This window comes from Vibrio sp. JCM 18905 (genome assembly GCF_055393305.1).
Genome location: NZ_AP043878.1, coordinates 1242032 through 1254948 on the forward strand (window position 1 = coordinate 1242032; position 12917 = coordinate 1254948).

Genomic DNA, 12917 nt, shown 5'->3' on the forward strand with positions numbered 1-12917 from the left:
AGCATTGCCTGTTAGACATTCAAATTTCCAAACAAAAATAGCCTCTTTGTCGAGGCTATTTTTGTTTTTGCGAAAGAGAAAAATGGGTAACTTTAATCGAGCGATTTCTTAAACCTTAGTGACGCGACGACCAATCCAAATACGGTAAACCCGAGCAACCAAAGGGTATCTCGCCATAAGTCCATCAGATCCGCCCCTCGTAACACTATGCCTCGAATCATGCGCATAAAGTGAGTGGCGGGCAGGGCTTCTGAAATCCACTGTGCTGCGACTGGCATGCCCTCGTAAGGAAACATAAATCCAGACAGCAGAATCGAAGGCAGAAGAATGAACACTGTCATTTGCATGGCTTGAAGCTGTGTTGTGGCGATGGTGGATATGACCAATCCTAAAGTTAAGCTGGCGGCGATAAACAACAAGGTTCCAAACAGAATTTGGCTGATTGCACCGTTAATCGGTACGCCGAAAATCCAATGTCCCAACCCTAGAATGATGAAAACCTGAATTAAGCCGACAAAGATATATGGCACGATTTTCGCCACCATTAGCTCTATCGAGTGGATGGGCGTGGTGATCAATAGCTCCAAATTTCCCCGTTCACGTTCTCGTACAATCGCGGCACTGGTGAACAAAATCATCGTCATGGTGAGAATCACACCGAGTAAGCCGGGTACGATATTGACCGCAGAACGCCGACTTGGGTTGTAGTAGAGTGCGACTTCGAATGTTTTGCTTGGCGCTGGGCGAATCTCGAAATCAAAATCGGTCAATGGCATGGTTTGCAACGACAATATTGCCGAGCTGATCATGGTATCTGACCCATCCACAATCCATTGGCCAAGCTCTCGACCTTGCATCATGCGTTGTGTGAGATCGCTTGGCAAAATCAGCACGGCGCGCACAATACCATCTTGAATCGCTTGTTCAGCCTCTTGCGCGGTGGCATAGGTTTCTTTGATATCCACCACTTGAGTGACTTTTACGGACTGGGTAATGATCCGCCCGGCGGTACTGCCACTTTGATCGACAACACCTACCGGAATGTTGCGAATGTCTGTATTGATTGCGAAGCCGAACAGCAAAAGCTGGATAAGCGGGATCATCACCACCATGCCAAATGTGATTCGGTCACGGGAAAGTTGGCGAATCTCTTTGATCATGACGGCTTTCATGCGAGCGATAGGTTTCATCATTGGCGGCCTTTCCCTGTCACGCTGACAAAAACATCTTCTAAGCTTGGGCGAGCGTGGTTCATTTCAGCGTTTTGAAGTTCGGGAAACGTCTGCTTTAACCATTCAATCGGCTGCTCGACATGCTGGTGGATAAGGATGCGTAAACGAATCCCCAACTGCGCCGCAGAGCGAACTTCGTCACGTTGAATCAGCTTTTCTTTAAGTTCACGAAGTTTGTCGGCTTTCACCTCAATGATATTAACGCCCATCTGTTCCATCAACTGTTCGGGTTCGCCATCGGCACGAATTTCGCCCGATTCCATGATCGCCAGACGGTGGCAGCGTTCCGCTTCGTCCATGTAATGCGTGGTGACCAAAATCGTCGTACCTTGATCGCACAAGTCGAACAACTGCTCCCAAAAATCGCGTCGATTTTCGGGGTCAACAGCGGATGTTGGCTCATCCAAAAATAGCAGTTCGGGTTTGTGCATGGTCGCCGCGGCGAGTGAAAGGCGCTGCTTTTGACCGCCACTCATGCCGCTTACGCGCTGTTTGCGCAATTGATCCAACCCGTAAGTGGTGAGCTGCTCTTCGATCCGCTCTTTCAGCGACTTGCTGCTTAAACCAAAAATTTGCCCAATAAATTCAAGGTTCTCTTGAACGGATAGGTCATCGTACAACGAGAACTTTTGTGTCATGTAGCCAATTTTGAGCCGCAGTTGTTCGGATTGTTTTGGGATTTCTAACCCAAGCACATCCACACTGCCTTCACTTGGGCTAAGAAGGCCGGTGAGCACACGAATGGTGGTCGACTTACCGCAACCATTTGGCCCCAAAAATCCGTAAATGCTGCCTTTGGGCACGTTGAGTGTGATGTTATTGATAGCAGTAAAGTCGCCGAACTTTTTGACCACATTTTGAGCTTGAATTGCATACTCGGTCATTGGCTTACTCCACCAAATCTACTTGGGCAGGCACACCGGACGGCAACATTTTGGCAGACTCAGGTAAATCAACTTCTGCTAGATACATCAATCGTGAACGTTCTTCTTCGGTTAGTGCAAAGTAGGGCGTGAATGAAGGTTCACTAGCCACCCAACGAACGGTGCCTTGTAATGGATTCTCAAGGCCATCGACATTTACCGTCACGGTTTTCCCAGGAATAAACCCGATTCGATAATCGGCAGGAACATACACTCGCGCATACGGCACGCGGTTGGCTTGAATCACGGCAACCACACCGTTCACTGGTACGCGTTCGCCAAGATTGTAAGGCAAATTATCGAGCGTACCGTCACGCGTAGCCGTGATGGTGAGTTCTGCCAGTTTTTGCTCTTGCAACGCCACTTCGGCTTTTGCCGCCATTAAAGCGGCTTTAGCTTGTTCGATGTCTTCTAGGCGAGAACCTGCGGTGAGCTTACTGAACTCTTCTTTTGCTGAGTCTAATTCCGCTCTCGCAGAGTCCCTTGCCGCAAGAGCGGAATCTTTTTCGGATTGGCTGATGAGCTTTTTACGCACCAGTTCTGCTTTGCGTTGATAGTTTTTTTGCGCTTCGGTGAGCTGCGCTTCCGCTCGGGCTACGCGTGCCGATGCGGCAGCAATGTCTTCTGGGCGTTCACCATTGGTCAATTTAAGCAAATACGCTCCCGCTTTGGCTTGCTCGGCAACGGCGTGTGCAAGAACTGCTTGTTGATTCTTAGTATCGAGCTGAACCAACACTTCCCCTTCACTGACCAAGCTGCCTTCTTTGACGGGAAGGGCTCTAATTATCTCATTAGATGTGGCGGTAAACGTTACGCGGTCACGCTCTAAGGTGCCAAGCGCTTGGTGCGTGTTATCTTTTGAACAGGCGCTTAAAAGGGCAATAATCAATGTGCCAAAAATGATTCGCTTCATAGTGCGGTGCTTCCTTTGAAGAAGTAATGCATGAATAGATAACTTGCGGAGAGGAGCGTGTTGATTGAGCCCGCCAATCCGTCGCTAACTGCCATCCATAACGATTTCTTTTTAGAGCTTAGCATTTTATCTACAAGCGATTCTTTTTAAATAGAGAGGCTTAGCGTTGGAACAAGCTTGTCGCGTGGTGGAATGAAAAAAACTTGAACGAGGTCAGGTTTTTCCTGATAAGTAAAATTAAATGCCCAGCGATAAACACTAGGCTAGTTGGGGCTGCAAGTTGTCACTTGATTCTGAATTAGAAATCACTTCACATTTTAAGTGGCTGATTCGTAAAATGGATTGCGGTCTGCCATGACAATAGGCAAGGTGTTGAATAATACGAATCACTCATATCAGGCCATCCATGACAACAACTGGTCACGTGCATTTTTATATTGGCACTTACACCAACCCACCGAGTACGAGCACGGGCATTGCGCGTGTATCGCTGAACACTGAAACGGGTGAACTGACTCGGCTTGACGATGCTGTAGTTCAACGTAATCCGTCCTATCTCACGATCACCGAACACGGGCTGTATACGTTTAGCGAAATGGATAGAAATGAAGGTGCAGAGCTCGCGTTTTTTCGTGGTAGTGAATCCGTCTCTTTGCCGATTAATGGTGATTATCCGTGTCATTTGGATATCAAAGAACCGTTTTTGGCGGTTGCTAATTATGGATCTGGAAATGTTAGCGTATTTCAATTGGATCGCGATGGTAAACCGCTAGGTTTATTGGCGGATTTATACGTTGATGGATGCGGGCCGAATTTAGAACGCCAAACTTCTCCTCATGCTCATCAAGTCACGTTTTTAAAGCACAGTGATCAATTGGTTGTCGTAGACTTAGGCAGCGATAGCGTCCTTATTTATGATTACGATGCCCAGCCGCCGGATTTTTCACTGTCGCAAGTGATTCATTTGCCCGCAGGTTCGGGACCGCGCCATGTGGTGTTTAACCAACAAGAGTCGACAGCGTATGTGGTTTGCGAACTGTCAGAAACCTTGATTGTTCTAGTTAAGCATCAAGATAAATGGCTTATCTTGAATCAAACAGAATTATTAGGAGGGGAAGAGAATCAGCAAGCGGCGGCGGCGATTCGTCTTTCGCAAGATGAAACGTTCTTGTATGTCTCTTGCCGAGCTCAGAACAAAATCAGTGTGTTTGATGTGTCTGGCGATACGCCCAAAAGGCGAGCAGCCATTCACTGTGAAGGGGCTTTTCCACGAGATTTTGTGTTGTCTCATGATCAAAAGTGGTTGCTGGTTGCCAATCAACATTCCCACAATGTGGTGAGCTTTTGTCGCAACCCTCAAACCGGTGAAATTACCCCAACGGGTTATGACTGTGAGATAGGCTCTCCAGTGTGTATTGTCGAACAACCTTTGTAACGATTAACGCTGAAACAACAGGAAATAGAAAAGCCTAGCGGGCGGCTAGGCTCTCAAGGATAAAAACAGTTAACGCCAATCCTCAACGCGCAGTTAGACGTAAATTTTGCCTTTCATATACAACACACCATCACCAGATACATTGACGCAATTTTCTTTGACTTCGCAGTACAGAACGCCACCACGCGCTGATGCTTGATACGCCACTAAAGATGCTTTGCCGAGCTCTTGCGCCCAATATGGTGCTAAGCCTGCGTGGACTGATCCTGTGACAGGGTCTTCATCTCCGCCGTTCGCTGGCCAAAAGTAGCGAGATACAAAGTCGTATTGACTGCCTTTTGATGTGACGACGACATCGTAAGGGGCGAGTTGTTTCAGTTGGTCGGATCGATATTGAACATCGAAAACGGTTTGCTCATCTTCCACGATGACGAAGTAAGCTTGCGGGCTAAGCAGTACGTGTGTTACTTCGCAGTTTAATCCCTCAATTAATTGCGTAGGAATGGCGTTGACGGGTTGTGGCGCTCTTGTCGGAAATGTCATTTCAATCTTGCCAAGTGCGTTCTTAATTACGGTTAAGGTGCCCACTTTTAATGTGTGAAACTCAATACTTCCTGTAACGCCGAGTTGATCGAACAACACCATGGAAGCGGCGAGCGTTGCGTGTCCACAAAAGTCGATTTCTGTGAGTGGCGAAAACCAGCGTACTTCATATTGATTCGTACCAATCGCTTTAACAAACGCGGTTTCAGAGAGGTTGTTTTCCGCTGCAATGTTTTGCATTCGCTCTGGTTCTAACCATTCTTGCAAGGGTACGACTGCGGCTGAGTTGCCTTTAAATTGCGTGTCTGTAAATGCGTCAACGACGTAGATATCCAGTTCCATTTTGTCTTCCTTGTTCTCTGAGCGGTTGGTTAGCATAAACCAGATGCAACTCAGAGAATAAGAAATTTATGTTTGAATCTTAAAGTATCAAAATAGACGATGGTTTTATATTTTGTGATACTTATTGATGTATCTTGGCTTGGGTTGATGAATAGACTTGAATTGAACTCATTGAAAGGAAGAAACACATGAAAGCGATTCACAAGTCTGTTTTGGCCCTTAGCGTTTTGGTTATCGGCTCTGCCCATGCTTTTGAACTAACGAGCAAAGATATTCAAGAAGGTCATCCAATGGCGAAGACATTTGAATATTCAGGTTGGGGATGTGATGGTGCGAACCAGTCTCCACAACTGATGTGGAAAGACGTTCCAAAGGGTACAAAAAGTTTTGCGATTACCGCGTACGATCCTGATGCACCAACAGGCAGTGGTTTTTGGCATTGGATAGCGTTTGATATTCCAGCCTCAGTTAACGAGCTGCCTCGTGGCGTTGATATCAGTAAGCTCGGCGGTAAGGAGTCTCGTATCGATTACGGTACTACTGGTTTTGGCGGCGCATGTCCGCCAGAAAAAGATGGTATGCACCGCTACCAGTTTACCGTTTGGGCGCTGCCGAGTGATAAGTTGAACTTGGATGAGAACACGCCAGCGGCGGTTGTAGGATTTACGTTGAATAGTGTTGCATTGGACAACGCGAAGTTAACCGCGACTTACACGCGATAATTAAATGCTTAAGGGGAGAAGATGGGGCATCAATATCAAGTGACGCTGTTTCGTGCGGAGCAGCAGCAAAAGCTGCGTAACGTCAGGATTCACTCCCCGAGTATTATCCAGATCATTAAAGGGAGTAAGCGTCTGTTTTGGAAAGACGAAGCGTTTGATATTCTTCATCCTAACATCATGCTTTGTGAAACAAACGCTTCGCTGAATTTTGAAAACCTTCCTCAACAAGGGCGTTTTCTCTCACGAATGTTCAGTTTTCACTGCGTACCTAGCGATGAAATGTTAGAGCTGAGTATGAGTAATGCATTGGGAAATTACGTCCCAGCGGTGGAGACAGACAAAGCACTGCAAGCGACATTAAATGCCTTGTTTTCTTTTGAACGGGAAAGTTTAAGTGAAGCGACGCAACGTTATTGGATGATGGGGTTGTATCAGCAGTTAGCAGAGCGAGGACTATTGCATCGGCTTTTCTCGAGTTCCAATACCTCGTTCAGTCAGAAACTCAGCCGCTATCTGTCACGCTCTCCGGGCGATGACCACCCTTTGGAATTTGTTGCTGAGCGCTTTGCTATGAGCCGAGCAACGTTGATACGCAAACTCAAGCAAGAGGGCACTCAGTATCGCGAAGTGCTGGCAGAAGTGCGCTTAAATCACGCACTCTACCTGATGCAAAATGGTTCATACAACGTTGCGTTACTCGCGCAGTTGTGTGGCTATCAATCGGAAGGCCGTTTTAGCCAACGATTTAAAGGGAAGTTTGGTTTAACGCCCAGTGAGTACATAAAAACTGTCGTCAGTTAGTACTTAATATTGCTGTTTGGCTCGATCTTTTATGTTTCCAATTTTAGCTCTGGTATTTGGTTTTCATCCTCAGTGCGACGTTAACCAAAGCAATCAGAACAGGAACCTCTATTAGCGGACCAATCACGCCAGCGAATGCTTGATCGGAGTTCAGGCCAAATACAGCAATGGAAACCGCGATCGCCAGCTCGAAGTTGTTGCCCGTCGCCGTAAAAGCGATGGAGGCATTTTTATCGTAGGGGATGCCCATTCTCTTCCCGATAAAGAAGCTGGTAAAAAACATCAATACGAAGTAGATCGCTAGTGGGACTGCCACGCGGAACACATCCATTGGCAGTTGTAAAATCATCTCTCCTTTGAGGCTGAACATCAGCACTATGGTGGCGAGCAAAGCGATCAAAGTAATGGGTGAAATTCGAGGAATAAACACATCGTTGTACCACTTCTCACCCTTTGCAGCGACTAACCATTTACGACTGAGAAAACCAGCGAGGAAAGGAATTCCTAAGTAAATCAATACGCTTTCTGCAATGTCACCCATGGAAATATCAACCACAAAACCTTCGTAGCCAAAGAACGGTGGAAGTTCGGTGATGAATAGCCAAGCCATAACGCTGTAAGTCAGAATTTGAAATGCGCTATTTAATGCCACCAAGGCCGCGCCATATTCTTTGTTGCCGCCGCCAATATCATTCCACACTAAAACCATAGCGATGCAGCGTGCAAGGCCAATCAAAATAATACCGACCATGTAACCTGGATGATCACCAAGAAAGGTTAAAGCAAGAACGAACATCAGGATTGGGCCGATGATCCAGTTCATAACCAGAGACAGCGTGATGGCTTTTTTATCTCTCGTTACCGTTCCTAATAGACCGTAGTTCACCTTGGCGAGTGGTGGGTACATCATCAAAATCAAACCAATGGCGAGTGGTACGTTCGTACTACCAACGGACATTGCTTCGTTCCATTCTGCTACTTGCGGGTAGGCTGCGCCTATCCCCACGCCGATGGCCATTGCGACAAAGATCCAAACCGTTAAGTAGCGGTCAAGAAAGCTCATTTTTTCGCTGGCACTATTTAAAACTTCAGTCGTCATAGTGGTCTCTATTCGTTTATCGTCGAAAGGCGATATATAAGGTTATAGTTTATCTTTGCGCGCATGGAAAGCGCGCAACGTGTCTTAGCTAAATAAACCGGAAAATTGAGCGTTAAACGCGTTCAGTTTTTCACGTTGAATGCGGTAACAAACCTTTGGCGGGTTAGGTTCTGCACTGATAAACCCGGCCTGTTTTAGAATGCGTAAGTGTTCTGATACAGTCGATTGCGCTAAACATAACTCAGAGACTAAATCGCTATTTAAGCAGCCACCCATGGTGTCTAAAGTGTGAAGAATATGCAGAATGCGTAAGCGAGCAGGATGAGACAGCGCTTTCGCTTGAGCGGCGAGTGCTTGTTCTTTATCGAGTTGTTGTTGCGTGGTTTCAAAAGCAATTTGGCACGTTTCGTTGCATTGGTTGCTCATGAGTAGACCTTTATAGTTAATCGTCGAATTGCGATTAAGTGTACGTGTGCTTTTTCTAAGGCGCAACTGTTGGCAGTAAAAAAGCAGAACTTAAAGATACGACGAATTGGGGGTGTGGTATCAGGAGCTAAGTTCTGCTTGGGGGTTAGGTCATGAGCAATTCTCTATATTTCCTGCTCGCTAAATCAGTATGGTGAAAAAAGGGGAGGCGAAAAAGAGAGTAGATTTCTTCGCTTTATTCCTGATAAAACCGAATTGGTGGGGTTTTCCTACAATATAAGCACGAAATGTTAGTAAAAGGGGAACAAAGTGTTTGGAAGTTTTCTTATTTTATTGCCGCCAAGTTCAGTAAAATACGCCTATTGAATGGCCTCCTAGAGTTAAGGTGCGTGCGGTGTCTGATCTCAACTTATTTCGTTATTACCAACGCTTGCTCTCTTTTGGTGTTGGTAATGAAGCAAAAACCACGCTGCAAGAAATCGCCGATTTATTGTTTACCTCTCCTCGGCATGCGCGCAGCCTGTTGTCGCAAATGCAGGATAAAATGTGGTTGAGTTGGTATCCGAAAGCAGGAAGAAATCAGCGTTCGACCCTCGTACTCAATATCGAGTTAGAGGCTTTAAAAGAAAGCTTAGCTCTCGCGCGTATTAAGCGAGGTAAGTATGAGAAAGCGCTCGCGATATTAGATGAAGATGAAATTGCGTTTGGACGTTTATTAAAAACAACGTCAGGTGCATCGGTTCAAGAAGGTCAGCTCAACATTCAACTGACCTACAAACGCATGTTCGAGCGTGTTGTTCCGCATCAACTGCAGCGAAGTAGTGAACGTTTTTTGCTTCGCCAAATTTATTGTTGTTTGGTTTCGAGCGATTACAACGGACAGGTGCAGCCAGAGTTGGCTCATCATTGGCGTTATGATGACAGCTTGTACGAATGGACATTTTATCTTCGTCCGGGTCTGACTTTTCATAATGGCAACCCAATTGATGCTGAAACGGTTGTCAGTTTGTTCGCCAAATTAAGCTCTTTGGAATACTACGAAAAAGAGCTGGAGCATGTTGCCAACATTACGGCACTTAATCCGTTGAAGGTTGTTTTTAAGCTTAATCGACCTGACTTGGGTTTTGCTGGACTTATTTCTGGCGTGAAATATGGCATTCAGCCCGTGAGTCAGGTGAACGTTGCTAGCAACAAGTTGGTGGTGGGGAGTGGCCCATTTTCCGTCGTTGAGCACAGTGAAAACCGTTTGAAACTGCAAGCGTTTGATGGCTATTACGCGTGTCGAGTATTAACGGATTTTGTGACGATATGGATCGTCAACGATGAACAGATGGAAAATCCATCGCTTGCCGCAAACACATTGCAACCAGAACCTGATTCTGCTGATGACATGTGCAGCCACTATATGTCGACGCCAAACAGTGAAGTATCACCAGCGAGTAAACGCAGTCGAACGGAAGACGGTTGTTTGTTCGCACTGTTTAACCATCATGCAAAGCACGCTTTGTCTCAGGCCCAGCGCCGATACATCAGTGAATTGATTCAACCTGAACTGCTAGCTGACGTGATGCGTAGTGAAAACATTATATTTGGGAGCATACCTGCTTATAACTTATTGCCTAACTGGAAGCCAGTGTTGCGCCCCTTTGGAGATGCGGTCAAGTTGCCAAAGCTGATCACCATCGCAGGGTACAATTACACGGCGCTACGCCGGTGCGCACGAGCGATTTCTTCGCGTTTAGAGCGTGCGGGCAGCCGAGTGGAGATCGTTATGTACTCCTACCGTGAACTGAGCGAGAAAGCCAAAAACGGCACGCTAGATGAGACTCTGGTTGTCACCAATATTAACTTGGACGATAACCGTCATGCGTCTGCGTTTAGCAACTTCTTTAGCAATGCCGTGCTTTACCACACCTTAGGGGCGCAAAATGCGGCGTGGTTGGATGCTCAAATGGAAAATGTCCGCGCATTCTCACCGCTTGAAGATTATCTGAGCGCGTTAGAGCCGATTGCGTCCACATTGATTAGCGAATATTGGATTGCACCGATGTTTCACCATACTCAGACGCTACGTTTTCAAGGGGTCTTGGAAGATGTCGCACTCACAAACTGGGGATGGCCAGACATACGATCCGTTTGGTCTGCGGACTGATCAAAACCGCCTGAATGGCGGTTTTTTGTGTCTGCAATTTGGTGAAAGCCAGTGACGTTTTTATTTTTTCTAGCCAACAAGTGTGATGCTTATCTACGTTTGAGCGCGAGTGATCAAGAAACAGCCCGAAATGAACTTTGAAATTAATCACGAATTATATCGAGTCAATAGGTCTAATGTGATCTGATTTAAATAATGTAACTTTAAGAATATTTTCGAGAAGGTGATTGTATTCAAAATTCGTCTATTGACTTGTTGCTCAAATAAAATTTGTAGATTTTTTACGTGTGGGATTTTTGAGCTCTGTCCATTTAAACAAATTGACAGGCTTTAAAGTGTGACTCGAAGCGCAAAAGTAGCTCGGTTGCGCGGTTGGGACTCTGTTATTGATAATTAACCCATCAGATGACGAACTGTTGATAGGGTTAAATATGTTGTACGAGTTAATCGACCACGAACTAGTAGATGTAATTAATGATCGCGCTTACCAATGGCAAGATGCGGTTAAAAAGACCACTCAATACCTAGAAAATAAAGGTTACGTCTCCCAGCATTATGCTGATGCAATCATCCGTTCAACGGAAGAAAACGGTCCTTACTATGTGTTATGCCCTGGATTGGCAATGCCTCATGCCCGACCTGAAACTGGTGTTTTAAAAACAGGCTTAGGCATCCATATTTTCCCGTCACCTGTTGATTTTGGATCGGATCTCGGTCCGGCCAATATTCTTATTACCTTAGCTGCGAAAGACTCTGATACCCACATTGAGGTGATTCAAGCGTTGAGCGAGATGTTTGTGGATGAAGAGAACATTGCAAAACTGGCACAAGCCTCTTCCAAAGAACAAGTGCTAGACATAATAAAAGCATACTAAAAGGAACATAACGTGAAAGCAAACATGCGAGCTAATGTGCAAGCCTTCGGAGGTCATTTGACCGCCATGGTGCTGCCAAATATCGGAGCCTTTATCGCTTGGGGCTTTATTACTGCACTCTTTATTCCCACGGGTTGGATGCCAAACGAAGCCTTTGGCGAACTCGTGGGGCCAATGATCACTTACTTGCTGCCACTTTTGATTGGTTACACCGGTGGTCAGATTGTTGGTGAAAAACGCGGCGCGGTAGCGGGGGCTATCGGTACGATGGGCGTGATTGTCGGGGCTGATATACCGATGTTTGTTGGCGCAATGATCATGGGTCCACTGAGCGCTTGGATTGTGGTGCAAGTGGATAAACGTATTCAACACCGCATACCTTCTGGTTTTGAGATGGTCGTGAACAACTTCTCACTAGGTATTGTGGGCATGATTCTGTGTCTGTTCGCCTACGAGATTGTTGGTCCTGCGGTAACAGCGGCAAACTTGTTTGTGAAATCAGGCATCGAAGCCTTGGTGGCAACGGGATTCCTTCCTCTGCTTGCGATTATCAACGAGCCTGCGAAAGTGCTGTTCCTAAACAATGCTATCGACCAAGGCATTTATTACCCACTAGGTCTGCAGGCGGCAGCTGAAACAGGTAAATCTATCTTCTTTATGGTGGCATCTAACCCAGGCCCAGGTCTTGGTATGCTGCTGGCTTACGCAAAGTTTGGTCAGGGTTTATCTAAACGCTCTGCGCCAAGTGCCATCATCATTCACTTCTTTGGTGGTATTCATGAGCTGTACTTCCCATACGTACTCATGAAACCAATCATGATTGTGGCAATGATTGCTGGTGCGGCAACAGGCATCGCAACCTTCAACCTATTCGATGCAGGTTTGGTCGCGGGTCCAAGTCCAGGCTCTATCTTCTCTTACCTTGCTCTTACTCCGAAAGGTAGCTTCATTGCGACCATCGCCGGTGTGACAAGTGCAACGATTGTCTCTTTCTTGGTAGCAAGTGCGATTCTGAAGGTGAGCAAATCAGAAGAAAAAGAAAGCGAGTTTGAGAAGTCAGTTTCTGACATGAAAGAGATGAAAGCGGAAGGCGCAGTTAAGCCAGTTGCAGCTGCGACGACGCAAGAACTAAGCAAACCAATTTCATTTGTCGCATTCGCATGTGATGCGGGTATGGGCTCTAGTGCAATGGGCGCATCGACCTTCAAACGCAAGCTAGTACAAGCTGGGATAGACATTGAAGTGAAGAACTTCGCCATCGAGAAAGTCCCGAGTGAAGCCGATATCGTCGTGACACACGAGAGCTTAGAAAGCCGTGCAGTCAACGCGACAGGTTTACCAGTCGTAACGATCAAGAACTTCCTCAACGACCCAGCGCTTGACGAGCTGATGGACAAGATTAAGCAACAAACGGTCGCGACTGAGCAACCAGCCTAACAATGCAGTTTGGGGCG

The 12917-nt window shown here is 46.3% G+C and carries 12 protein-coding genes; 6 read left to right on the forward strand and 6 right to left on the reverse strand.

The window, feature by feature from the left end:
• Positions 1-92: 92 nt before the first annotated feature.
• The 3 genes from ACZ5ZC_RS05430 to ACZ5ZC_RS05440 are packed head-to-tail and all read right to left on the reverse strand — an operon-like array spanning position 93 to position 3068.
• Positions 93-1190 (reverse strand): ABC transporter permease, encoded by a 1098-nt coding sequence (locus tag ACZ5ZC_RS05430; protein WP_005498311.1) that lies wholly within the window; start codon positions 1188-1190, stop codon positions 93-95.
• Positions 1190-2116, reverse strand: a complete 927-nt coding sequence (locus ACZ5ZC_RS05435) for an ABC transporter ATP-binding protein (RefSeq protein WP_005487744.1) — start codon at positions 2114-2116, stop codon at positions 1190-1192. The genes ACZ5ZC_RS05430 and ACZ5ZC_RS05435 overlap by 1 nt, the downstream gene beginning before the upstream one ends.
• Before the next feature lie 4 nt (positions 2117-2120).
• On the reverse strand, positions 2121-3068 hold the full coding sequence (locus tag ACZ5ZC_RS05440; RefSeq protein ID WP_029825615.1) for an HlyD family secretion protein: 948 nt from the start codon (positions 3066-3068) through the stop codon (positions 2121-2123).
• A gap of 406 nt (positions 3069-3474) precedes the next feature.
• Between ACZ5ZC_RS05440 and ACZ5ZC_RS05445 the strand changes: the two genes are divergently transcribed.
• On the forward strand, positions 3475-4503 hold the full coding sequence (locus ACZ5ZC_RS05445; protein ID WP_464931470.1) for a lactonase family protein: 1029 nt from the start codon (positions 3475-3477) through the stop codon (positions 4501-4503).
• 93 nt (positions 4504-4596) lie between these two features.
• Here ACZ5ZC_RS05445 and ACZ5ZC_RS05450 read toward each other — a convergent pair whose 3' ends face one another.
• Complete coding sequence (locus ACZ5ZC_RS05450; RefSeq protein ID WP_464931471.1) at positions 4597-5388, reverse strand: PhzF family phenazine biosynthesis protein; 792 nt, start codon at positions 5386-5388, stop codon at positions 4597-4599.
• 188 nt (positions 5389-5576) lie between these two features.
• On the opposite strand from ACZ5ZC_RS05450, the gene ACZ5ZC_RS05455 reads away from it, so the two are divergent.
• Positions 5577-6110, forward strand: a complete 534-nt coding sequence (locus ACZ5ZC_RS05455) for a YbhB/YbcL family Raf kinase inhibitor-like protein (RefSeq protein WP_005391235.1) — start codon at positions 5577-5579, stop codon at positions 6108-6110.
• 21 nt (positions 6111-6131) lie between these two features.
• A complete protein-coding gene (locus ACZ5ZC_RS05460; RefSeq protein ID WP_464931472.1) occupies positions 6132-6911 on the forward strand; it encodes a helix-turn-helix transcriptional regulator in 780 nt (259 codons plus the stop codon).
• A gap of 43 nt (positions 6912-6954) precedes the next feature.
• On the opposite strand, the gene arsB is transcribed toward ACZ5ZC_RS05460, so the two are convergent.
• On the reverse strand, positions 6955-8010 hold the full coding sequence (gene arsB / locus ACZ5ZC_RS05465; protein WP_464931473.1) for an ACR3 family arsenite efflux transporter: 1056 nt from the start codon (positions 8008-8010) through the stop codon (positions 6955-6957).
• Between the two features lie 84 nt (positions 8011-8094).
• Entirely contained in the window at positions 8095-8436 is a 342-nt protein-coding gene (locus ACZ5ZC_RS05470) for an ArsR/SmtB family transcription factor (RefSeq protein ID WP_054867543.1), read from the reverse strand.
• Positions 8437-8830: 394 nt separating this feature from the next.
• Between ACZ5ZC_RS05470 and ACZ5ZC_RS05475 the strand changes: the two genes are divergently transcribed.
• The 3 genes from ACZ5ZC_RS05475 to ACZ5ZC_RS05485 all read left to right on the forward strand — a co-directional run bounded on the left by ACZ5ZC_RS05475 (position 8831) and on the right by ACZ5ZC_RS05485 (position 12900).
• A complete protein-coding gene (locus tag ACZ5ZC_RS05475) occupies positions 8831-10588 on the forward strand; it encodes an SgrR family transcriptional regulator (protein WP_464931474.1) in 1758 nt (585 codons plus the stop codon).
• Between the two features lie 431 nt (positions 10589-11019).
• Positions 11020-11463: a PTS sugar transporter subunit IIA gene (locus ACZ5ZC_RS05480; protein WP_005391226.1), complete on the forward strand. Its 444-nt coding sequence runs from the start codon at positions 11020-11022 to the stop codon at positions 11461-11463.
• A gap of 12 nt (positions 11464-11475) precedes the next feature.
• Positions 11476-12900, forward strand: a complete 1425-nt coding sequence (locus tag ACZ5ZC_RS05485; RefSeq protein WP_464931475.1) for a PTS mannitol transporter subunit IICB — start codon at positions 11476-11478, stop codon at positions 12898-12900.
• The last annotated feature ends 17 nt before the right edge of the window (positions 12901-12917 follow it).